Below are 22,903 nucleotides of genomic sequence, written 5' to 3'. Positions count from 1 at the left end.
AACCAGGAATTGATGTGACCCGAACTACATCCTCGGAATGGACGAATGGTGAACAGCTGTAAGCTCACGGTGATGACCGAGACCGCAGCCACCCGGGGAGAACGCAAGGAGCGCACCAGACAGGCCCTGCTCGACGGCACGCTCGCATTAGCCGCCGAGCGCGGCTTCGGTGCGCTGAGCCTGCGGGAGATCGCCCGCTCCGCGGGCATTGTGCCGACCGCGTTCTATCGGCATTTCGCCTCACTCGACGATCTCGGCGCGGCCCTGGTCGACGAGGGCATTCGGGCGCTACGCCTGGCCCTGCGGCAACTGCGTCGCACGCCCGATGCTCGACTCTTGGAGACCGTGCGCTTCGTTTTCGATCAGGTCGCCGTCAAGCGCGAACTCTTCGGCTTCATCACTCGCGAACGCCGCGGCGGCTCGGCCGCCCTGCGACACGCCATCGCACTCGAGCTGCAATTGATCGTGCGCGAACTGGTCGTCGATCTCTCCCGCATCCCGGAACTGGACTCGTGGTCCCCCGAAGACCTCGAACTGGCCGCCGATCTCATCGTCTCCACGGTCGCCGACTGCATTGCCGACTACGTCGCCGCCACCCCGCGCGACCAATCCGCGATCATCGATCGCACCACCAGTCAGGTCCGTCTCATCACGCTCGGCATGGCCGTCTGGCGGCCGAACAGAGAGTAGCGACTACCGATCCCCCATGCGGCTGAACAGGTCTGCCAGCAATGCCCGGAGTTCGTCGCCGATTTCGCGGTCCCGGTAGGTCGCCAGACGTGCCATGGCGAGCCCTTGAATTCTACTGAGAAGGCCAGGCTAATTCGGTAGACAAATCGCCGGTCACGCTACGGCGGGAATGTCCCCGACTCGGGTATGCAGTCCGGGCTGCGGACGGGCAGCAGGGCAGCGACACCAACGGTCAGGACCACCAGAATGCCGACAATGCCCGCGCGGTCCGTGTCGAAGGCCCAGACGAAGAAGCCGAAAAGTGCTGGAGCGAGGAAGGATACAGCGCGGCCGGTGGTCGTGTAGAGGCCGAACATCTGCCCCTCGCGGCCGGGTGGGGCCAGCCGGGCGAGGAACGAACGGGCGGCGGATTGGGCCGGCCCGACGAAGATGGTGAGCAGCAGGCCGAAGATCCAGAACATGACCGGACCGGACACGATCAACAGCGCGATGCCACATATCACCATGGCGACCAGCGATGTCACGATCACGATCTTCGGACCGAGGCGATCGTCGAATCGGCCCGCGGCGAGCGCGCCAAGTGCCGCAACGACATTCGCGGCAATGCCGAACAGCAACACATCAGAGTCGGCGATACCGTAAACCCGCACGGCCAGGATCGCGCCGAAGGTGAATACACCGGCCAGACCGTCGCGGAAGATCGCGGCGGCGACCAGGAAGCCGACGGTGCGTCGATCCACGGCCCACAACTCGCGCAGATCCCGCCACAGCACCCGGTACGAGCCGAAGAATCCAGCCTTCGCCGCGCCGGGATCGGCATCGGTATGCGGTAATTCGGGTACAGCGAAGAGCACCGGCAGGGCGAAGGCGGCGAACCAGACGGCGGCCAGCAGCACGACCAATCGGATATTCGTACCGTTATCAGTGGGCACGCCGAGGAGGCCGCGGTTATCACCGTGACCGGAGATGAAACCGAAGTAGCTGATCAGCAGGATGAAGATGCCGCCGAAATAGCCCATGGCCCAACCGAATCCAGAGACCCGACCGACATCGGCAGGGGTGGAGACCTGACGCAGCATGGCGTTGTAGGGCACGCCTGCCAGTTCGAAGAATGCGGAGCCGAAGCCGAGCAGCACGAGGCCGAGCCAGAAATGGTGGTAGTCGTCATGGACGAAGAACATCAGTGTCATCGTCAGAATGGTCAGCGCGGTCAATACGCCGAGTGAGCGTTTGCGTTTCGCGCTCGCGTCGAAGTGCTGACCGCAGATCGGCGCGGTGAGTGCGACCACGAAACCCGCGATGCCGAGGGCCCAGCCGAGCCACGCGCTCGGCGATACACCGCCCGGCAGATCGTCGCCGACCTTATCCGTGAGGTACACCGAGAAGACGAAGGTCAGGATCACGGCATTGAATGCCGAGGACCCCCAGTCCCACAACCCCCATGCCACGACTTGTGCGCGCCCGGCGGCCTGCCCGACCATCGCCCGTGCTTCAACCCCGGACTCGTCTGTCACCCGGCCACCACCCTCATCGAAATCGCTGCGCGATGTGGCGCTCATGGGCGCAGCCTAATGCGGATTCCGTCGGCAGGCGGGCCAACAACCGATACCATCCTCAGTATGCACTCAGTTGCATAGTACCGAGTGTAACGATAGCCTGGCGTCATGGCACTCGAACATGCGCTGCTGGTATCGCTGACCGAGCGCGCCGGTTCGGGGTATGAGCTGGCGCGCCGCTTCGACAAGTCCATCGGGTTCTTCTGGCGCGCCACCCACCAGCAGATCTATCGCGTGCTCAAGCGCATGGAGGAATCCGGCTGGCTCAGCAGCGAGACGGTCGCCCAGGAGAGCAGGCCGGATAAGAAGGTCTACTCGGTGAACGAGGCGGGCCGCGCCGAACTGGCGCGCTGGATCGCCGCTCCGACCGATACCTCGATGCCGCGCAATGAACTCGGCGTGAAGATCCGCGCCGCCGCATACGGCGATATCGGCGCGCTCTGTGATGAGGTCGCCCGGCATCGCGAGCAGCACAATCAACGCCTCGAGTTGTTTCGACTCATCGAGAAACGCGATTTCGGGGGGTCGCCCCCCGATGGACAGAGCCCGGCACCGGATCAGCTCTCCGGTGCCCCATTGCATCAGTACCTCGTGCTGCGTGCGGGCATCCGCGTCGAGTCCGGATTCGTCGAATGGTGCGACGAAGTACTGCAAGCCCTGCAACCTCGTGCAACAGCCCAGCATGCGGACCCGAAGAAAGGTGAGACTCAGCGATGAGTTCGTTCCCCCATCTTTTCGAGCCTCTCGATCTCGGCTTCACCACGCTGCGCAATCGCGTGATCATGGGGTCGATGCATACCGGGCTGGAAGATCGCGCCTGGGATACCAACCGGCTCGCCGCCTATTTCGGCGAACGGGCCCGTGGCGGAGTGGGTCTGATCATCACCGGCGGCTATGCGCCGAATCGCACCGGCTGGCTGCTGCCGTTCGGCGCGAAACTCACCAATAAGTCCGAGGCCTACCGGCACCGGGTGATCACCAAGGCCGTACACGAAGAAGGCGGCAAGATCGCCATCCAGATCCTGCACGCCGGCCGTTATTCCTATATGCCGAACAGTGTTTCGGCATCCTCGATCAAGGCGCCGATCAATCCGTTCCGGCCGCGCAAGCTCTCCGCGCGCGGGGTCGAGCAGACCATCGATGACTATGTGCGCTGCGCGAGGCTGGCCCAGTTCGCGGGCTACGACGGTTGCGAAATCATGGGCGGTGAAGGCTATTTCATCAACCAGTTCCTCGCGCCGCGCACGAATAAACGCACCGACAAATGGGGCGGCTCCCCGGAGAACCGACGCCGCCTAGCGGTGGAGATCGTGCGCCGCACCCGTGCCGCAGTCGGCCCGGACTTCATCATCGTATTCCGTTTGTCCATGGCCGAATTGGTCGAGCAGGGGCAGACGTTCGACGAAATCGTCACGCTGGCAAAGGAACTAGAGACTGCGGGCGCCAGCATTCTGAATACCGATATCGGCTGGCACGAGGCGCGGGTGCCGACCATCGTCACCTCGGTGCCGCGGGCGGCATTCGTCGAATTCACCGCGAAGATCACCGCGCAAGTGAACATTCCGGTCTGCGCGTCCAACCGGATCAATATGCCCGAGATCGCCGAGGAGATCCTCACGCGCGGTGATGCGCAACTGGTTTCGCTGGCGCGGCCGTTCCTCGCCGATCCGGAATGGGTGAACAAGGCGCGGGCGAACCGGGTCGACGAGATCAATACCTGCATCGCCTGCAATCAGGCGTGCCTGGACCACGCCTTCCAGCACAAGACGGTCTCGTGCCTGTTGAATCCGCGGGCGGGCCATGAAACCCAACTGAAGCTGCTGCCGACACGGCGCACCAAGCGCGTCGCGGTGGTCGGCGCGGGGCCGGCCGGGCTGTCGGCGGCGGTGAATCTCGCCGAACGTGGGCACCGAGTCGACCTTTTCGAGGCCGACGACAAGGTCGGCGGGCAGTTCGATATTGCCCGCCGGATTCCGGGCAAAGAGGAGTTCAACGAGTCGATCCGCTACTACACCAGGATGCTGGAGGTCACCGGCGTGACTCTGCACCTGAACAAGCGGGTCACCGCGGCGGAGTTGCTCGACGCGCGCTACGACGAGATCGTGCTGGCCACCGGTGTGCGCCCGCGCATTCCGAATATTCCTGGCATCGACCACCCGATGGTGCTGTCCTATGCCGAACTGGTGCGTGAGGAGCAGACGGTCGGCAAGCGCGTCGCCGTCATCGGTGCGGGCGGCATCGGCTACGACGTGAGCGAATTCCTCACCGTCGACGGACATCCCGCCCTCGAGCTCGACGAGTGGAAGCAAGAGTGGGGCGTCGACTCGGCCGACGAACACACCCGCGGCCAGCTCACCGAGCCCAGGCCGGCCCCCGCCACCCGCGAAGTCGTGTTGCTGCAACGCAAGTCGACCCCGTTCGGGAAGGATCTCGGCAAGACCTCCGGCTGGGTGCACCGCGCCGCGCTGAAGGCGAAAGGCGTCGAGCACGTCGGCGGCGTCAACTACGAACGCATCGACGACAACGGCCTGCACATCAGCTTCGGCGAGAAACGCCAACGCCCCCAACTGATCCCGGTCGATAATGTCATCATCTGCGCGGGCCAGGAATCCGTACGCGAACTCGAAGAGCCGCTGCGCGCCGCCGGTGCCACTATCCACCTGATCGGCGGCGCCGACCTCGCCGCCGAACTCGACGCCAAGCGCGCGATCGACCAGGGCACACGACTCGCGGCGCGCCTGTAGCGGCGCCACCCACCGTGCCGTCACCCTCGTGGTCCCCGTCCACCGCGCCCATTTTCACCCCCGCGATTCCGTGCGCGGCACGGGAGACGGCGCACTCCGCCGCACCCTGCGGTGCGGTGCACCAGGCATTGGTGCAGGCCAAGCGAGAACACCCCGCCACCACAGCAATCTCGACTGACGCCGAGATCCGCGAGGGGATCCCGTCGAATCGGCGCAGGAATGGGTGGTGCCGGCGCCTCGCATTCGGATCCCCTAGGCTCCTCTCGTGAGTCTGCCCTCCCCTACCTCCGAAAATCGCGCGGTCGTTACCGGCGCTTCGTCCGGCATCGGCACCGCGCTCGCCGCTGAGCTTGCTGTTCGCGGGTATTCGTTGATTCTGGTCGCGCGGCGCGGTGAGGTGTTGACCGAACTCGCGCAGCGGTTGACGTTGGCGCATGGGATCGCCGTGGAGGTGCGGGCGGTCGATCTGGCCGATCGGACGGCGCGGGGGGCGCTGGTCGAGGAGTTGGTGGCGCGCGATATTTCGATCCTGTGCAATAACGCCGGTATCGCAACCTTCGGTGCGGTCGCCGAATTGGATCCCGCCTATGAGCGAGCCCAGATGGAGCTCAATGCCGTCGCCGTGCACGACCTCACGTTGGCCGTGCTGCCCGGCATGATCGCAAGGGGTGGCGGCGGCATCCTGATCAGCGGTTCGGCGGCGGGCAATATGCCGATTCCGAACAATGCGACCTATGCGGCGAGCAAGGCCTTCGCAAATACCTTCTCCGAATCGCTGCGTGGCGAATTGAAGGGCTCCGGCGTGCACGTCACCCTGCTCGCCCCGGGCCCGGTCCGCACCGAAAACCCCGATCCGGCCGATGCCTCCATCGTCGACCGCATGGTGCCCGACTTCATGTGGGTCACCTCCGAGTACACGGCCAAGATCTCCATCGACGCCCTGGCCCGGAACAAGATGCGCGTGGTCCCCGGCCTGATCAGCAAGGGCATGAGCGTGGCAGGCCAATACGGCCCCCGCGCCCTCACCGCCCCGGTCGCAGGTGCGTTCTACAAGAAGCTCGGCGGCTGAGAAACAGCGGGGTGCGGGCCGCGGCACTGCGCTGATCAGCAACCCGTCAGGAAACGTTGGCGGTGCGTCAAGGAACCGTCAGCATCACCCATGATCACCAGGTACCGGCGTAGTCCTGATATCGGCCCCGCATGCCCGAGAAAACGGGGGCGCACCCAGGAGAATCACGTGACGCTGCTCGAAATCTTCCCCTCGCTACGATCGGGAAGGCCTTCGCGGCTCGACTCCGCCGTCTGGCCGCAGGATACCCACTACGACGACGACGGCAGAATCACCCTCGGTGGGGTCGCCCTGGCCGATATTGCCGACCAGTACGGCACCGCCACCTATGTGCTCGACGAGCACGAGGTCCGCACCCGCTGCCGGGCCTACAAGAAGGCCTTCCCGGAGGCCGAGATCATCTACGCGGGCAAGGCGCTGATGATCCGCGCGGTCGCGGAATGGGTTACCCAGGAAGGACTTTCGATCGACGTATGCTCGGCGGGTGAGCTCGCCATCGCCATGGCGGCCGGTGTCGATCCGAAGCGAATCGTATTGCACGGCAATGGAAAATCCTCCGACGAGCTCGCGGTTGCCATGCACAGCGGGGTCGGCCGGATCGTGGTCGATTCGCTGACCGAGATCACCCTGCTGTCGGCACTGTCCACTCGACCGCAACAAGTCCTGCTGCGACTGTCCCCCGGCATCGATGTGCACGGGCATCCCGCCGTGAAAACTGGTGTGCTGGACCAGAAATTCGGTTTTCCGATCGGCAGCGATCTGGCCACCGAGGCGGTCCAACGCATTATGCGCCAGCCGAACCTCGAGCTGATCGGCTTCCACTGCCACCTCGGTTCGCAGATCTACGACCCGGACCATTACGGTGAGGCGGTACGCCGGTTGATCGGCGAAATGGCGAGGGTCCGTGCGGATCACGGCCGCATCCTCACCGATCTCGACCTCGGCGGCGGACATGCGGTTGCCTACCGCAGCGGCGACGCCGAGATGAATCTGACCGAACTCGCCGACATCATCGACGACGCCCTGGACGCGGCCTGCGCACGCCACCACTTCCCGCGCCCGAATATCGCCTTGGAACCGGGTCGCGCCATCGTTGCGCGCGCTGGGGTGACGTTGTACCGGGTGCTATCGATCAAGCACATCGACGGCGGCCGGACTTTCGTCACCGTCGACGGCGGTATGGGCGATAACGCCCGCGTCGCACTGTACGGCGCGAAATACGAAGTGGTCGTTGCCAATCGGCATCCCTGCGGCCCGGAGATGACCGCGACGGTAGCGGGTCGCTACTGCGAGGCGGGCGATGTGCTGGCCACCGATGTTCGACTCCCGGCCGACTTGCGCCCCGGCGAGGTGCTCGCGGTGCCGTGCACCGGCGCCTACCACCACAGTCTCGCCTCGTCCTACAACAGCGTCGGTCGACCACCGGTCATCGCGGTACGCGACGGGCGTGCCCGCCAACTGATCCGCCGCGAAACCACCGACGATCTACTCGCCCGCGATATCGGCAACTGACGGGCGCCGCCGGTCATCGACTTGTCCGGCGGCAGGGCCGATGTATCGAGCACCGGCTGTTCACAAACAACCGGACCGCCGACCGAACCGTCGGCGGGTCCAGGTTTTCCACGCACACTCAGCGCTTGCGGGTGCCGAAAATGCTGCGGCTGATCTCCCGACCTGCGGCGGTCGCGGCCGAACGCAGGAAGCTCTTCACCGCCGGATTCTTCATAATGCGCTCGGCGGCGGATTCCGCCTCGGGGGTGGCCTTTGAACGACCCGGAGCCGGAGGTGCCTCCGCTTCCTGTTGGGCCGCCGCGACTTTCGCGGCCAAGATCTCATAGGCGGACTCACGATCGATGGTCTGGCCGTACTTCGCGGCCAGCGCGCTGGATAGCGCCCGCGACTTGATCTGCTCCGCGCCGATGGTGTCCATCAGGGAGCGTGGCGGCTGCATCCTGGTCCACGCCACGGGAGTCGGCGCGCCCTGCTCGGAAAGCACTGTCACGATCGCCTCACCGGTACCCAACGAGGTCAGCGCCTTCTCCAAGTCATAGACACCGGTCTTCGGGTAGGTGCGTACGGTCCTGGACAGCGCCTTCTGATCGTCGGGGGTGAAGGCACGCAGCGCATGCTGAATGCGCGCACCGAGTTGGGAGAGTACTGAATTCGGGATATCGGTGGGCAGCTGAGTGCAGAAGAAGACGCCGACACCCTTGGACCGGATCAGCTTGACCGTCTGCTCCACCTGCTCCAGGAATGCCTTCGAGGCATCCGCGAATAGCAGGTGCGCCTCGTCGAAAATGAAGACCAGCTTGGGCTTTTCGACATCGCCGACCTCGGGCAGCGTCTGGAACAGATCGGCGAGCACCCACATCAGGAAGGTCGAGAACATCACCGGCCGCGCCGCCTGCGCGCCGAGTTCGAACAGTGTGATCACACCCTGACCGCCCGCGGTGCGCAGCAGATCGGCCGGATCCAGTTCGGGCTCACCGAAGAAGGTGTCACCGCCGTCGGCCTCGAGATTCACCAGCGCGCGCAGGATCACCCCCGCGGTCGCCGCCGAAACCCCGCCGATGCCGTGGAGATCCTCCTTGCCCTCTGGGCTGGTGAGGTGGGTGATGACCGCGCGCAGATCCTTCAGATCCAGCAGACCGAGCCCCGCCCTATCCGCCCAGTGGAAAATCAGCCCGAGCGTGGACTCCTGAGTTTCGTTGAGTCCCAACACCTTACTGAGCAACACCGGGCCGAATGCGGTGATGGTCGCACGGATCGGCACGCCGACACCGCCGGTGCCGAGCGAGACGAATTCGGTCGGATAGCCGGCCGGCGCCCAGCCGGGCGCACCGGTCTCGGCCGCCCTGGCGCTGAGCTTGTCATTCGTCTGCCCGGGCAGCGCGAGCCCCGACAGATCACCCTTGATATCGGCGAGTACCACCGGAACCCCGGCGCGGGACAGCTGTTCGGCAATGCCCTGTAGCGTTTTCGTCTTACCGGTACCCGTCGCACCGGCGACCAGCCCGTGCCGGTTCATGGTGCGCATCGGAATCCGCACGCGCGCAGTCGGATCCACGGCACCATCCACGACAACGGTGCCCAATTCCAGCGCCGCACCGTCGAACGCGTACCCGGCCGCGATCTCCTGCGCCACCGACTGTTCCGCGGTGTTCGCCGCCAATTGCGCGGATTCCGCCGCGGCAGCGCTGGCGGCCGCGGTCTGCGCCGTCACGGCGGCCCTGGATTGCGCAGCAGCGGCCTGTGCCACCGCATTCGCCGCATTCGGATCCGCGGTCGCGGCGGCCGCCTCCTGCTCGGCCAACTCGCGTTCGGCGGCCACGGCCGCGGCGGCGGCTTCGGCGGCCACGCGCGCCGCCTCCTCGGCCGCTTTCCGTGCCGCGGCCGCCTTCTCCTGAGGGGTTGGCCCGCCCGTCTGCCGACCACCACCCCCCATCGAATCGCTTCGCGATCCTGCGTTCATGGCGTCCTCCGTCTGGTCTGACCATGACTGCTTCCCAGTGTTAGCTGTCATGCCGAAAACGCATCCGCCGATCTCCCGCAAACTCTATAACCGCTGCTCCCACCGAGTCGGCTCAACCCTGTGGTGACATGCACTCCTGCGCAAACAGCACCAGCACAACCTCCGGTTTCGAGCGAAGTGGGACCGAGTAGCTGCCGCGAACAGGTACGCCGAATGCATCGCCAATAAATACGGCTAATGTTGCCGAGGTGTCCGACAAATACGTGGTATGGATGGATTGTGAGATGACCGGCCTGCGCCTCGACAGCGACAAGCTGATCGAGGTGGCCGCGCTCGTGACCGATAGCGACCTCAATGTCCTCGGTGACGGCGTGGATATCGTCATCCACGCCGACGACGCGGCCTTGGCAGCCATGCCGCAGGTGGTCGCCGATATGCACGCACGCTCGGGCCTGACCGAAGAAGTGCGCCGCTCCACGGTCACCCTCGCCGACGCCGAGCAGCAGGTACTCGACTACATCCGCGAATACGCCCCGACCGCGGGCACGGTGCCACTGGCCGGCAATTCCATCGCGACCGACCGCGGCTTCATCGCCCGCGATATGCCCGCACTCGATGCGCATCTGCACTACCGGATGATCGATGTGAGTTCCATCAAGGAACTGTGCCGCCGCTGGTATCCGCGCATCTACTTCGGCCAGCCGGAGAAGGGCCTGACCCACCGCGCTTTAGCCGACATCAAGGAATCCATCCGCGAGCTGGAGTACTACCGGCGCACAGCCTTCGTCGCCGCGCCTGGCCCGTCGACCACCGAGATCGCCGCCGTCGCGAACGAACTGAGCGGTGGCACCGATGCGGGCGAGCAAAACACCACGTCAGAAACCGATTAGGGACTCGAGGGGTTGACACGCTAATATCGACCGCGCTGGTGATTTCACCGGCGATGGTGAGTGTAGTTCAGTTGGTAGAGCACCAGGTTGTGATCCTGGCTGTCGCGGGTTCGAGTCCCGTCACTCACCCCAAACGTCCTGGTGCGCGAACCGTCCCCCTCGGGGGCGGTTCGCGCACTTTGACCAGCAGATTCTTCACTGTCGACGATATCGTCCACTGGAATTCGGAAGACCGGGACCAGCCGATCCGGGGCCGGTAATCAACCAGCTCCTCGATCAACGCCTTCGTCTCACTATGGCGACGGATCTCCAGCTGAGGAGGAACCGATGTCCATCAACGACACGGCTACATCTGCACTTGCGGCCTTTCGGCGCCGTCCCAACATCCGCGAGGAGATCATCGAGACCCTACGCGGCGCTGTCATCTCCGGGGAGCTGCGCCCCCGGATGATCTACTCGGCCCCGGCCCTGGCCGAACAATTCAATGTATCGGCCACCCCGGTCCGCGAAGCGATGATCGACCTCGCCATGGAAGGGCTCGTCGAGGCGGTCCGCAACAAGGGATTCCGGGTCACCGAACCGTCCGAGGAAGAACTGGACCACCTGACCGAGCTGCGCATGCTGATCGAGGTTCCCACGGTGCGCCGCATCGCGGAGTCCGGCGTCGACCCCGAGCGCATCGCCGAACTTCGTCCGCTCGCCGAGGACATCGAAAACGCCGCCGCCGCGCACGACCTCATCACCCATGTCACCATCGACATGGAATTCCACACCAAACTGCTGAGTCTGGCGGGCAACCCGCAGTTGGTCGAGACGGTGCGATCGTTGCGCGCCCGCTCCCGAATCTATGGGCTCAAGAGCCTGGCCGACCGCGGCCAGCTCGTTGCCTCCTCCCATGAGCACACCGAGCTGCTCGACCTCATCGACAGACACGACGCCGAGGGTGCCGAACAGCTCATGCGCCGCCACATCGGCCACGTCCGCGGAATCTGGGCCGACAAACCATCCGACCCGACCGACCCCGTGCGCGCCGCGGACCAGTGAGAACTCGGTCTTCACCCGGCCGCGATTCCGGTCGGTCGTGCCGGAACTGCTCCAGTTAGCCGGTGGTTGGGCGATGCGAGGCCCACTCGCGCCGGACGTGGCCGATATGCGTGCGGACCAAGTCCGCCATGCCGGCACGATCTCGGGCCAGGGCAAGATCGATCATTTGCTCATGTTCGACAGTCGTCGCCACCAGGTTGCCTTCCGCGGCCAGTGATTCGAGGCCGTAGAGGCGGCTGCGACTGCGCAGTCCGCGAACTTCTTCGACGATCTTCGGGTTGCCGTGCAGCGCTAGGAAGCGGATGTGGAATTCGGTGTCGAGTTGGGTGTAGCCACGCAGGTCGACGGCTTCGGCAGCCTCGACGAGTTGGCGAGCGAGTGGGCGAAGTTCTGCGACGCGACGTGCGGTATCACCCTCGCAGAACTCTGCCACCGCACCCATGATCGGCACCTCGATCAGCAGGCGTAGCTCCACAAGATCGTCGAGTTCGGCGTCGCTCATCTCGGTGACGCGGAAGCCGGTGTTCCGGACAACTTCGACCAGCCCTTCGCGGACCAGCTCGAGCATGGCTTCGCGCACAGGGGTCGCCGATACTCCGAGCTGAGCGGCGAGCAGCGGGGCTGGATAGACCACTCCGGGCTTCATCTCGCCGGTGATCAGTGCCGAACGAAGGGCCTCGGAGACCTGCCCTCTCAGGGTGGTTCGAGAGCGGATGGATTTGAGTGCCAGCTGCTCGACTGGTGCCATATGCCCACCCCGGTTCCTGGTTGTGCGAGAAGCCAAGCTTCGTCCAGTGTCACATTGTAATAGCACATTCTCCTGGTGTTACCGCTCGGCCGGTTTGATGGCGATCAACCTTCGGCGAAGCTATTGCCATTGCAATGTGAAATTGCAATACTGATCACCAGTGGTCCACGTCACAGTACCGCACTGATACATGCGACGCGCTGCGACACGGCACTGGATTGGAGGAGTCGGATGACCGCGACAGTCGTCGCGCAAGGAGCATCAGCGACCCGGAGTCCGTCGATCACCGGAAGCGCGCGGATCACCAGAACCGCACAGTACATGCTCGAGCCATCCGACCCCCATCTATTGGTTTTCACCCCCTGAGCTGTCTAGTGCGCCGGTCTGGGTGCAAACCACAGAAGTTACGTGTCGTCAAAAGGAGAAAACTCACAAAAGTTCCGCCGCAGGCGCTATGGTATGTGAAATGTCACATACCACAGTCTGATGCAAGTGTTTATTCAGTCGCGGCACGGCCTCGGCTAACTGGATGGTCCGTCCGTCGGCGGGCCACGCAAGATGGAGTAACCCAATGACCCTCATTCGTCGCGGCGCCGTGATTGCGGCCGCCATGGTGATCGGGCTCAGCCTCGCCGCGTGCGGCAGCAACCTCACCCAAGGAGGTTCCGGAAACAACGGCTCCGGAACCACCGGCACGATCAACCTCGGCATGCTCACGCCGCTGACCGGCAGTTCGGCGGCAATCGGTCCGAATATGCAGAACGGTGCCCAGCTCGCGGTCGACGAGATCAACGCGCAGGGCGGGGTCGGCGGCCGCAAGCTCGCGCTCACCGTCTCGGACGAGGGATGCGACCCGAGGACGGCCGCTGCCGGTGCCGCGAAGCTCGTCAGTGACCACATCGACATCTCTGTCGGTGGCTACTGCTCCTCCGCGACCCTGCCGACGCTGAGCATCTTCAACAAGGCGAACATCCCGATGATCATCCCGGCGGCGAACTCCGCAGACCTCGTCGCGCAGAAGCTGCCCAACGTTTTCATGATCAACGGCACCGGCATCCAGCAGGCGGAGGCCGCATCGAAGTTCATCAAGTCGCAGGGCAGCACGGCTGTCGCCCTGCTCGATGACAACACGTCGTATTCGACCGACATCGCCAAGCGCGCTGGGCTGGATCTGCAGTCGCTCGGTGTCAACGTCGTCACCCACCAGTCGGTCACCGCCGGAGAATCGAATTATTCCGGTGCTGTCAACGCCGTGATGAGCTCCCATGCGGACTTCGTCTACTGGACCGGCTATTACCAAGAGGGGGGTCTGATCATCAAGCAGCTCAAGGCTGCCGGCTATCAGGGCAAGATCATGGTCGCGGATGGAACGGTCGACGAGAAGCTGGTCCAGATCGCAGGTCAGCAGAATGCGCAGGGCGTGTTCGCGACGATGACCGAGACGCCGCAGACCGTCCCGGATGGTCAGGCCTGGGTCAAGAAGTACCAGGACAAGTTCGGCTCCGCACCCGGCCCGTACTCCACCCAGTCGTACGACGCCATACGGGTTGCCGCGGAAGCGATCAGGCTCGCCGGCTCCACGGACGGTCAAGCCGTTATCAAGGCGCTCATGCAGATCAACGGGTTCAAAATTTTTTCCGGCCCGCTGAAGTTCACGCCCGAGCACACGCTGACCGAGGGTGGATTCGACATCCTGGTCGTGCGGGGTGACGATTTCGCCCTCAACAAGTGAGAGACGCCGGGTGGCCGCCCTGCCTCGGTCGGCCACCCGGCATTTCGATTGTTACGCAACAACTTTCAACATTTCTCTCTCGCCCTGATATCTCTCACATGCTGGGAAAACGCATGGATAATCTCCCTCAACTCGTGCTCGACGGCCTATTCGTCGGGTCGTTCTACGCCCTGGTCGCCCTGGGCTACTCGATGGTCTACGGGATCATCAAACTGCTGAACTTTGCCCACGGCGACATCTACATGCTCGGCGCATTCGCCGGTTTCACCACGCTGAGCGTCGGCGCCGGTGCGCTCGGCGGCGGTTTCCTGGCTCTCGTCGTCATCATGCTCGTCGCGATGATCGGGACCGGAACGTTCGGTGTCATCCTCGAGCGGGTCGCCTACCGCCCCTTGCGGAGCGCGCCGCGGCTGTCGGTCCTCATCACAGCAGTGGGTGCAAGTTTCGCGCTGGAATACGGCATCGCGGTGGCGTACGGCCCGAACCCGGAGGTGTATCCGATCGGAGTGAGCGGCGGTGCACTGGACATCGCCGGAGCGCGGATCACGTACGCGCAACTCGCGATGGTGGCGATCGCCGTCGCGCTCATGGTCGCCCTCGACACCCTGGTCCGGAAGACCCGATCGGGCCGCGCAATGCGGGCGATCGCGCTGGACCCGAAGGCATGTCTGCTCATGGGGGTCAACGTCGATCGCGTCATCTCCCGGACCTTCTTCCTCGGGTCCGCACTGGCCGGCGCGGCGGGAGTCATGGCCGGCGTGTACTACGGGAAGATCGACTTCCTGATGGGCTTCGTCATCGGGCTCAAGGCGTTCACCGCCGCGGTCATCGGTGGCATCGGGAACCTGCGCGGAGCCGTGCTCGGCGCGATGGTGCTCGGTCTGCTCGAGTCGTTCGGTGTCGCGTTCCTCGGCAGTCAATGGCGTGATGTCTTCGCGTTCGGCTTCCTCATCCTCTTCCTGACCGTGCGCCCGACAGGGCTGCTCGGCGAGCGTGTCACGGAGCGTGTGTGATGAACGACAAGTCGGCCTTGCAGACAGGCGAGGATGGCTCGGCATACGTTCGGGCTGTCGAGGAACGTGCACCCGCGAATGTCGCGCTCGCTGGGAGGGGCGTGGGGAGTCCGAAGCCGGGCGGCGCGCAGCTGTCGCGCGCGCTGTCGAGTGTCCTCGCGAGCAAATGGCTCGGCGCCGTCGTAGCCGGCCTCGCGCTGGTGCTGCCGTATCTCGACTCGAGCACCTATGTGATTCAAATCGCCACGGACGCACTCATTTTCGTGATGCTCGCGGTCGGGCTGAACATCGTGGTCGGCTTCTGTGGACTCCTCGACCTCGGGTATGCCGCGTTCTTCGCGATCGGCGCATACACCTCGGGTGTCCTGTCGACGAAATTCGGGTGGCCGATGATCGCGACCATTCCTGCGGTCGTGGTTGCCGCGGTCGCCGGTGGACTCATCATCGGCGGGCCGACACTTCGGCTCCGCAGCGACTACCTGGCGATCGTCACTCTCGGCTTCGGAGAGATCATCCGCATCACCGCGAACAATCTCGATTTCACCGGTGGACCGAACGGCTTGTATGGCATCCCCGACCTGGGCAACTTCGGACTGCGGTCCGACGTCGCGATCTACTGGGTCACCGCCGTCATCGTTTGTCTGGCCGTGCTGTTTTCGAGCCGGCTCGGGCGTGGCAGGCTCGGCCGGGCGTGGCGCTTCGTCCGTGAGGATGAGGACGCCGCCGAGGCGATGGGCATCCATACCTACAAGGTGAAGTTCACGGCATACATTGCGGGTGCGATCTTCGGCGGCATCGCGGGTGTGCTCTTCGCCGCCCACCAGACGGCGATCTCACCGCCGAGCTTCAATTTCCTGTGGTCGGCACTCATTTTGATGGCCGTCGTCCTGGGCGGTATGGGGTCCACCCCGGGTGTCGTCGTCGGGGCTCTGGCGATCTCGCTGTTGCCCGAGCTGCTGCGCGATGCGCAGAACTGGCGCTACCTCATATTCGGCGTGCTGCTGATCGTCATCATGATCTTCCGCCCCCAGGGGCTGCTGCCGGCACACATCGGGGAACCGAAGCGGCGCAAGCGGCAAGCATCGACCACCAACTTGGGAGGTGCCTCGTGAGCACAGTCCTGCTCGATGTCAAGGACATGGCCGTGTCCTTCGGCGGTGTCCGCGCCGTCGACGGCCTGACCTTCTCGGTCCGTGAGGGTGAGGTGCTGGCGGTCATCGGGCCGAACGGCGCCGGCAAGACGAGCGCCTTCAATTGCATTACCGGCTTCTACAAGCCGTCGGCTGGCTCCGTGACATTCGCGGGCGCCGACATCACCGGAAAGCGGCCCGCCGTCATCGCCGCGAGCGGCATTGCGCGGACATTCCAGAACCTTCGGCTCTTCGGCGACATGTCGGTCCTCGACAACGTGCGGGCCGGGATGCACGTACGCATCAGGCAGAACTTCCTCGACGCGATACTGCACACGCCGCGCTACCGGCGCTCCGAGGACGCGGCTACCGACGAAGCGGAAAAGTGGCTCGACTTCGTGGGGATGCAGCACGACCGAACCATGCAGATCCGCAACCTCCCGTACGGCGAGCAGCGGCGGGTGGAGATCGCGCGGGCCCTCGCCCGCGAGCCCCGGATGCTCCTGCTGGATGAGCCTGCGGCCGGACTGAACCACGGAGAGAAGAAGCGACTGCTCGACCTCATGCAACGCATCGCCGATCTCGGGATCGCGGTGGTCCTGATCGAGCACGACATGGGTCTGGTCATGCAGGTGTCCGAGCGGATCGTCGTGCTCAGCTACGGCAAGGAGATCGCCGACGGCACGCCGGCGCAGATCCGGTCGAATCCGGCCGTCATCGAGGCATACCTCGGTGCCGAGGACGAAGACGCGCACGCGGAGGCGGAACGAATCGCGGCCGAAGCGATTCCGGGTGACCCGGGGCTGGAGGTACGGCAGTGAGCACAGTCCTCGACATCAGGGGGCTCGAGGTCGCCTACGGCAAGGTGGAGGCCCTGCGGGGTCTCGATCTCACCGTTGCAGAAAACGAGATCGTCGCACTCCTCGGCAACAACGGCGCCGGCAAGTCGACAACGGTATCGACGATCTCCGGCGTGGTCCGGTCCCGGGCCGGGTCCATCACGGCATACGGCGACGACATCACTGCGGCGACGCCGTGGTCGATCGTCGAGCGCGGGATCCTGCAGGTGCCGGAAGGTCGGCGGATCTTCTCGCGGTTGACCGTGCACGAGAACCTCCAGCTCGGCGGCTACACCGTGCGGGACAGCGCAGCGATCGGCAAACGGATCGATCAGGTATACGACCTGTTCCCGCGGATGGCCGAACGCCGCAACCAGCAGGGCGGCACCCTCTCCGGCGGCGAGCAACAGATGCTCGCGATCGGGCGGGCGATGATCGCCGGACCCCGGCTGATCATGTTGGACGAACCATCCATGGGTCTCGCGCCGCTGGTCGTGTCCCAGGTCATGGAGGCCATCGTCTCGATCAACCAAGCGGGAACGGCGGTGCTGCTCATCGAACAGAACGCACGGGCCGCGCTGAAAGTAGCTCACCGCGGCTATGTTCTCGACTCCGGCCGGGTGACGGTAACCGGTTCGGCCGACGAACTACGTGCCGACCCGCAGGTCGTCGAGGCATACCTCGGAGCATGACGGCGATGACAAGGAGCATGACGGGGATGACCATGACGGGGATGACAAGGAGCACGACGCCGATGACGAGCATGACGCCGATCGAGACGATCGACTGGCACACCGGCGGTGAACCGTTCCGGATAGTGCCGGACTGTCGGATGGCCGTGGCTGGCGACGGGCTCACCGTCGCCGAACGGCGGGTTCTCGCGATGGAAAGCGACGAAGTGCAGTGGGTCCGGGCGCTGCTGTGCAGCGAGCCACGTGGTCACGCCGACATGTACGGCGGTTTCCTCGTCCCACCGGACGACTCCGGCGCCCACTTGGGGGTGCTTTTCTGGCACAAAGACGGTTTTTCGACAGCCTGCGGGCACGGCACGATCGCACTCGGCGCATGGGCAGTGGAATCAGGTCGGGTGCAGGCACCCGCCGACGGAGTAACGGATGTGGTCATCGACGTTCCGTCGGGGCGCGTCACAGCGAGTGTTCGCACCGTCGGAGGTGCCGTCGAGGACGTGACGTTCACGAATATCGCCAGCTATGTCCTCGACCGCGGCGTCGAGGTTGCGACGTCACGGGGGACTGTCACGGTCGACATCGCATTCGGCGGCGCCATGTATGCCGTGCTGCCGGCGCAGGCGGTTGGTCTGCGGGTCCGGCCGGAGGACATCACCCAGCTCATCGAGATCGGCCGGGAGATCCGCAATGCGCTCAATGCGGCCGGCGCCGCCGAACACCCGACCGATGCCCGCCTATCCGGGATCTACGGGACCATTCTCACCGAGGAGGTCCACTCTCCGGAACCGCGCGCGGACGGAAGTCGACGACTGCACCAGCGCAACATCACCGTGTTCGCCGATGGCGAGGTCGATCGGTCTCCGTGCGGATCAGGGACGTCGGCCCGGGTCGCGCTCCTCGCCGACCGCGGAGAGCTGCGCCCGGGTGATGAGCTCCGGCACGAGTCCATCGTGGGCTCGGTATTCCGGGCATGGATCGCGGAGCAGGCCACGGCACACGGAAACCCGGCGGTCATCCCGGCGATGACGGGCACCGCCTACCAGGTCGGGACAAGCCGGTTCACCGTCGACCCGCGCGATTCGCTAGTTCCGGGATTCGTGCTGCGATGAGCGTATTTCTCGACTCCGACGACATCTTCGCACTCGGTCCTGTCGCCGCGGTAGCGACACTACAGGACGCGCTCCGCGCCGGACTCGACCCGGATGACGACGTGCCCCGCGCCGTCATCCCACTGAGCAAAGGCCAGGCGTTGATCATGCCGTCGGAGGCAGGTCAATGGTTCGGAGTAAAGGTCGCGACGGTTGCCCCGGACAACCCCGCACTCGGCTTGGAACGGATCAACGCCACCTACCTCCTCCACGACGCCGAGACGTTGTGTCCCGTTGCGATACTCGACGGCGTGGCGCTGACGACCCTGCGCACGCCCGCAGTCTCGGTCGCGGCGTGCCTCGACCTGCTCGGTGCACTCGCGGACGAGTCCGGTGACGGGCTCCGGCTCGTCGTCTTCGGCGTGGGCCCGCAGGGCGAAGGACACGTGCGCACGATACGAGCTCACGCACCTCTTATCGATGTCAGTGTCGTGACGCGTCGTGGCGGTCTGGTCCCGGCGTGGGCCGACCGGCACCTCGCGGCAGATGACGCAGCGCTCGCCGACTACGTTCGGGTCGCGGACGTGGTCGTCACGGCAACCTCTGCCCGCGAGCCGGTCTTCGATGGACACCTCGTGCGCGACGGCGCGGTCGTCATCGCCGTCGGTTCCCATGAGCCGTCGGCACGCGAACTCGACGGCGCGCTCCTGGGACGCGCGACGGTCGTCGTCGAGAGCCGAGACGTCGCACTTCGCGAGGCCGGAGACGTCGTACTCGCGGCGGCGGAGGGCCTGCTCGACCCGAGTTCACTGGTTTCCCTGGCGGACCTGTTCGGTGTCCTGGGGCAAGGGAACGGCCGGGCGATTGCCAACAGCCGTCCGACCGTCGTCAAGACGACCGGAATGGCGTGGGAAGATCTGGTCGTCGCCGTCGCGGCATACGAACGATGGTGTGCGAGAGCGTGACGCCCCTGCCACCACGCAGGACAGGCGGGCTGCCTGCTGCCATGACCAGCATCGGATCGCAGCACTTGCCGCACAACAGTACCGACCTGCCGGATGCCCCTTGACCGGATTTCCTGGTACGTATGCCGGGACATCCGGGGCTCGGAAGGCCGGAAGGCCGAGGAGGCTCCCGACACAGTCGGACCTCCTGGGCCTATGCCTTTGTGCGGCAGTCGATTTCACGCATGTCAAGGTCTCACATGCCAGGCCTTCGCGGACTCTGCCAATTATCTGACATATCTACGTTTCACTCCATAGACTGCAGTCAGCAGGGGCGGTGTCAGCAGGACACTACCCCGACTGATCAGAAAGACACCAAGTTCGTGATGCGTTCCGCGGCAATCGCAGCTTTCGTCGGCGCAACTCTGCTCACCGGAGCCACCGGTACCGCGACCGCGGATATCGTGGTCGAACCGGGCACCGGATCCAGTACGGGTTCGAGCTCCGTCACCACCGGATCGGCCGGCGGTGTCACCACCACCGGCTCCTCGGGCACCGGCTCGGCCGGTGCCGCGATGTCCGGCTTCGAGAATCTACTGTTCGGCGGGCCGCTGATGTGCGCCGCACTCGGGAGCGCCGTCGGCGCGACGCTCAGTTGCGCGTAGGGCGATTCCCTAGCGATTGTCGGCGTTGCCCGCCTTCCACTCCGGCCACGGAATGTTCCAGTCGCCGAGTCCGTCCACGCCCGAAAGCGTGCCGCCCACAGTGTTCTTGACGATGGTGATGTCGCCACGTTTGGCGTTCTGCAAGACCCACAGCGCGTTCGCCGGGCTCAGATTCAGGCAGCCGTGGCTGGTGTTCGAGTTTCCCTGCGCACCGACCGACCACGGCGCGGAGTGAAAGAAGATGCCGGAGTAGGAAAGTCGGGTCGCGTAGTCGACCGGCGTCTTGTAGCCGTTCGGCGAACTCACCGCGACGCCGTAGGTCGAGGAATCCATGATGATGCGGTCGAAGCGGTCGCCGACGATGTAGATGCCGTTATCGGTCGGGGTGCTGTCCTTCCCCATCGAGGTGGGCATGGTCCGCACCACCTGACCGTTCATCTCCACCGTCACCTGCTTGGTGCTGTCATCCGCGGTGAAGATCGTCGGATCGCCGATGGTGAAGAAGGAGTGGATATTGTCCTGGCCGAACAGCCCCTTGCCGAGATCACGGCCGTAGACATCCACATCGATGGTGACCTTGGTGCCCGGCGCCCAGAAATGCTCCGGCCGCCACCGGACCTCACGATTGTTCACCCAATAGAAGGCGCCCTCGACCGGCGGCTCGGTAGTGATTTTGATCGCGTTCTGCGCGGCCTTGCGGTCCGGGATGTTCTCGTCGAACTGCACGGCCACCGGCTGACCGATACCGACCACTTCCCCTTCGCCCGGCAGCAGAAACGGCTTGGTCTGACTGTCCGGGGAACTGGTCGTGAAGCTCAACACGGTGGTGTTCGCACCGCCGAGACCGATCGCGCCGGCCTCGAGCTTGTAGGTCTTGCCGTAGCCGAGTACCTCGGTGGTCTCCCAGCTCCGTCCGTCCGCGGCCAGCTTGCCTGCGACCGGAGCGCCCTTCGAGTTGGTCAATGTGACGGTGGTGAACTTGCCATCGTCGACTGTGAAGGTCAGCGGCACGCCCGGCGAAACCCCCGTGCCACCGTCCTTGACCGGAGATAACAGCTTGGGCTTCATCAGTTCGGTGACCGGATTGCGGTCGATCGCGACCGTAGCGGCGTCGCTGGCGTTGGACGACGAACACGCCGTCAAGGCCAGCGCCACCACCGCGCATACGATTACCGGTCCTGTGATCTTTCTCATCGACCGATGTCGACCCTGACCAACGCTCATAACCAACCCCGTTTCAAGTCCCGATGCACCAGGGCACCGACGGCTTCGGATCCAACCCGACCACGCTCCTCCCGCAACGCCGACGGAGTTCGGCTCGGACCACGCTCCAGACATTCTGCCACCAGCTCAACGAGTCCATCTCAATGGAAAGCACTCCGCCACAGGCGAGTTGCACCGGTTAGATCAACCGCACCCGGCCGGGTGTTAACACCCATCGCGAAACCCCCTCACCCCCGGTCAGAAACCGATTTCACTTCTGGGCACTCGGCCTGTTAATGTTTGTCCCGCACCGCAACGCGGAGCACAGCAAGATACGCGCCATTAGCTCAATTGGCAGAGCAGCTGACTCTTAATCAGCGGGTTCGGGGTTCGAGTCCCTGATGGCGCACCTAAGTTAGTAGGTCAGGCCCGACTTTATGGTCGGGCCTGTTTGCTCTACAGGACCGTCACCAAAAGTCACCACCAAGGTTCCGCGGCTGGCCATGCCTAGCCCCAGCTCCAGCACGGCCGATGAGTCTGGTGCCCGTTTCGGTGAGACGATGTAATGCCGCTCCGTGACGATCACGCAACAGGGCTGTGACCGAATACACCCCAAGGTGACGAAGTGCTGGTCGAAAGCCGGGGCAAGGCATACTCATGTGGTGCTCGGCGCAGAATAGTTCGATCTCGTCATGGCTGTCATACGCGGCGACGCCGACGAGGTGCGACGCGCTCACCAAGCTGGTGTCGACCTGGCGAGTGCCACTGCGCCGGGAGGCTCTGGCTCTCTTCTCGGTTGGGCCGCGGAGTGGGGCAGAACCGAGATCCTCGCTTACCTGCTGGCCCAGGGCATCGAAGCGGAGTCGACTGCTCTTTCGAGGGCCGCGAACAGGGGCCATGCCAAGACGGTGCGGCTACTGCTCGACCATGGCATGAACCCGGATCTGCCGATAGCAACTAACAAGTTGACACGACAGCCGGATGCGTCGTGATCGCTGGCGGAAATAGTTCCGCTCCGACGCAGGTTAGTTTCCATGGAAACCAAATTGCGAGTCGGCGATCAGGCCGGCACCGATCTTGGAGGAAGACACCTCATGAGCACCATCGACTCGACTCCCACCGTCGACATCCGCCGCGCCGAGGACCGGTTCAAGTCCGACTACGGCTGGCTGGATTCCAAGCACTCGTTTTCCTTCGGCCACCATTTCGACCAGGCCAATACTCATCATGGGCTGCTGCTGGTCAACAACGACGACATCGTCGATCCCGGTACGGGGTTCGACACCCATCCACACCGCGACATGGAGATCGTCACGTGGGTGCTGAAGGGCTCGCTGGTCCACCAGGACTCCACCGGCCACAACGGCGTGATCTACCCCGGCCTGGC

General features: G+C 64.6%; 21 protein-coding genes and 2 tRNA genes. 19 read left to right on the top strand and 4 right to left on the bottom strand.

What is annotated here, in order from left to right; genetic code table 11:
* The first annotated feature begins 72 nt into the window (after positions 1-72).
* Positions 73-690: a TetR family transcriptional regulator gene (locus tag AB0J29_RS10280; protein WP_364782439.1), complete on the top strand. Its 618-nt coding sequence runs from the start codon at positions 73-75 to the stop codon at positions 688-690.
* A 158-nt stretch (positions 691-848) separates the two neighbouring features.
* Here the strand turns inward: AB0J29_RS10280 and AB0J29_RS10275 are convergent, their stop codons facing one another.
* Positions 849-2,171 carry an MFS transporter gene (locus tag AB0J29_RS10275; RefSeq protein ID WP_364782828.1) on the bottom strand — a complete coding sequence of 441 codons (1,323 nt, stop codon included), beginning with the start codon at positions 2,169-2,171 and terminating at the stop codon, positions 849-851.
* A gap of 183 nt (positions 2,172-2,354) precedes the next feature.
* Between AB0J29_RS10275 and AB0J29_RS10270 the strand changes: the two genes are divergently transcribed.
* From AB0J29_RS10270 to lysA, 4 genes are all read left to right on the top strand, one after another.
* Positions 2,355-2,963 carry a PadR family transcriptional regulator gene (locus tag AB0J29_RS10270; RefSeq protein ID WP_364782436.1) on the top strand — a complete coding sequence of 203 codons (609 nt, stop codon included), beginning with the start codon at positions 2,355-2,357 and terminating at the stop codon, positions 2,961-2,963.
* Positions 2,960-4,990 carry an NADPH-dependent 2,4-dienoyl-CoA reductase gene (locus tag AB0J29_RS10265; protein WP_364782432.1) on the top strand — a complete coding sequence of 677 codons (2,031 nt, stop codon included), beginning with the start codon at positions 2,960-2,962 and terminating at the stop codon, positions 4,988-4,990. The genes AB0J29_RS10270 and AB0J29_RS10265 overlap by 4 nt, the downstream gene beginning before the upstream one ends.
* A gap of 265 nt (positions 4,991-5,255) precedes the next feature.
* Positions 5,256-6,059 (top strand): mycolate reductase, encoded by an 804-nt coding sequence (gene cmrA, locus AB0J29_RS10260; RefSeq protein WP_364782429.1) that lies wholly within the window; start codon positions 5,256-5,258, stop codon positions 6,057-6,059.
* 168 nt (positions 6,060-6,227) lie between these two features.
* The gene (gene lysA, locus AB0J29_RS10255; protein WP_364782426.1) at positions 6,228-7,571 is read left to right on the top strand and encodes a diaminopimelate decarboxylase; all 1,344 of its coding nucleotides are present in this window, start codon (positions 6,228-6,230) and stop codon (positions 7,569-7,571) included.
* A gap of 118 nt (positions 7,572-7,689) precedes the next feature.
* On the opposite strand, the gene AB0J29_RS10250 is transcribed toward lysA, so the two are convergent.
* Entirely contained in the window at positions 7,690-9,504 is a 1,815-nt protein-coding gene (locus tag AB0J29_RS10250; protein ID WP_364782825.1) for a helicase HerA-like domain-containing protein, read from the bottom strand.
* A gap of 275 nt (positions 9,505-9,779) precedes the next feature.
* Here AB0J29_RS10250 and orn point away from each other — a divergent pair, with 275 nt between their 5' ends.
* The 3 genes from orn to AB0J29_RS10235 all read left to right on the top strand — a co-directional run bounded on the left by orn (position 9,780) and on the right by AB0J29_RS10235 (position 11,465).
* Complete coding sequence (orn, locus tag AB0J29_RS10245) at positions 9,780-10,421, top strand: oligoribonuclease (protein ID WP_364782423.1); 642 nt, start codon at positions 9,780-9,782, stop codon at positions 10,419-10,421.
* Between the two features lie 56 nt (positions 10,422-10,477).
* A tRNA-His gene (locus AB0J29_RS10240) sits at positions 10,478-10,553 on the top strand.
* A 195-nt stretch (positions 10,554-10,748) separates the two neighbouring features.
* A complete protein-coding gene (locus AB0J29_RS10235; RefSeq protein WP_364782420.1) occupies positions 10,749-11,465 on the top strand; it encodes a GntR family transcriptional regulator in 717 nt (238 codons plus the stop codon).
* Between the two features lie 55 nt (positions 11,466-11,520).
* Here AB0J29_RS10235 and AB0J29_RS10230 read toward each other — a convergent pair whose 3' ends face one another.
* Entirely contained in the window at positions 11,521-12,213 is a 693-nt protein-coding gene (locus AB0J29_RS10230; protein ID WP_364782417.1) for a GntR family transcriptional regulator, read from the bottom strand.
* A gap of 529 nt (positions 12,214-12,742) precedes the next feature.
* On the opposite strand from AB0J29_RS10230, the gene AB0J29_RS10225 reads away from it, so the two are divergent.
* The 8 genes from AB0J29_RS10225 (at position 12,743) to AB0J29_RS10190 (ending at position 20,313) form a co-directional block, all read left to right on the top strand.
* Complete coding sequence (locus tag AB0J29_RS10225) at positions 12,743-13,945, top strand: branched-chain amino acid ABC transporter substrate-binding protein (protein WP_364782414.1); 1,203 nt, start codon at positions 12,743-12,745, stop codon at positions 13,943-13,945.
* A 113-nt stretch (positions 13,946-14,058) separates the two neighbouring features.
* Positions 14,059-14,958 carry a branched-chain amino acid ABC transporter permease gene (locus AB0J29_RS10220; RefSeq protein WP_364782410.1) on the top strand — a complete coding sequence of 300 codons (900 nt, stop codon included), beginning with the start codon at positions 14,059-14,061 and terminating at the stop codon, positions 14,956-14,958.
* Complete coding sequence (locus AB0J29_RS10215; RefSeq protein ID WP_364782407.1) at positions 14,958-16,070, top strand: branched-chain amino acid ABC transporter permease; 1,113 nt, start codon at positions 14,958-14,960, stop codon at positions 16,068-16,070. The genes AB0J29_RS10220 and AB0J29_RS10215 overlap by 1 nt, the downstream gene beginning before the upstream one ends.
* A complete protein-coding gene (locus tag AB0J29_RS10210) occupies positions 16,067-16,909 on the top strand; it encodes an ABC transporter ATP-binding protein (RefSeq protein WP_364782404.1) in 843 nt (280 codons plus the stop codon). Before AB0J29_RS10215 ends, AB0J29_RS10210 begins: the two co-directional genes overlap by 4 nt.
* The gene (locus tag AB0J29_RS10205) at positions 16,906-17,619 is read left to right on the top strand and encodes an ABC transporter ATP-binding protein (protein WP_364782401.1); all 714 of its coding nucleotides are present in this window, start codon (positions 16,906-16,908) and stop codon (positions 17,617-17,619) included. The genes AB0J29_RS10210 and AB0J29_RS10205 overlap by 4 nt, the downstream gene beginning before the upstream one ends.
* Before the next feature lie 62 nt (positions 17,620-17,681).
* Complete coding sequence (locus AB0J29_RS10200) at positions 17,682-18,725, top strand: proline racemase family protein (RefSeq protein WP_364782398.1); 1,044 nt, start codon at positions 17,682-17,684, stop codon at positions 18,723-18,725.
* The gene (locus AB0J29_RS10195; RefSeq protein WP_364782395.1) at positions 18,722-19,669 is read left to right on the top strand and encodes an ornithine cyclodeaminase family protein; all 948 of its coding nucleotides are present in this window, start codon (positions 18,722-18,724) and stop codon (positions 19,667-19,669) included. The genes AB0J29_RS10200 and AB0J29_RS10195 overlap by 4 nt, the downstream gene beginning before the upstream one ends.
* Before the next feature lie 365 nt (positions 19,670-20,034).
* The gene (locus AB0J29_RS10190) at positions 20,035-20,313 is read left to right on the top strand and encodes a hypothetical protein (protein ID WP_364782392.1); all 279 of its coding nucleotides are present in this window, start codon (positions 20,035-20,037) and stop codon (positions 20,311-20,313) included.
* Positions 20,314-20,322: 9 nt separating this feature from the next.
* Here the strand turns inward: AB0J29_RS10190 and AB0J29_RS10185 are convergent, their stop codons facing one another.
* A complete protein-coding gene (locus tag AB0J29_RS10185; protein ID WP_364782389.1) occupies positions 20,323-21,507 on the bottom strand; it encodes an Ig-like domain-containing protein in 1,185 nt (394 codons plus the stop codon).
* Positions 21,508-21,852: 345 nt separating this feature from the next.
* Between AB0J29_RS10185 and AB0J29_RS10180 the strand changes: the two genes are divergently transcribed.
* The 3 genes from AB0J29_RS10180 to AB0J29_RS10170 all read left to right on the top strand — a co-directional run.
* Positions 21,853-21,925: transfer RNA gene (locus AB0J29_RS10180), tRNA-Lys, on the top strand.
* Positions 21,926-22,208: 283 nt separating this feature from the next.
* Positions 22,209-22,508, top strand: coding sequence for an ankyrin repeat domain-containing protein (locus AB0J29_RS10175; RefSeq protein WP_364782386.1), 300 nt, complete (start codon positions 22,209-22,211; stop codon positions 22,506-22,508).
* A gap of 102 nt (positions 22,509-22,610) precedes the next feature.
* The coding region (locus AB0J29_RS10170) for a pirin family protein (RefSeq protein ID WP_364782383.1) at positions 22,611-22,903 on the top strand (293 nt) is incomplete at its 3' end.

This window comes from Nocardia sp. NPDC049707 (genome assembly GCF_040674855.1).
In the GTDB taxonomy this organism is placed as follows: domain Bacteria; phylum Actinomycetota; class Actinomycetes; order Mycobacteriales; family Mycobacteriaceae; genus Nocardia.
The sequence above is the reverse complement of the archived record's forward strand: the minus strand, read 5'-3'. Positions and strand labels throughout refer to the sequence as shown.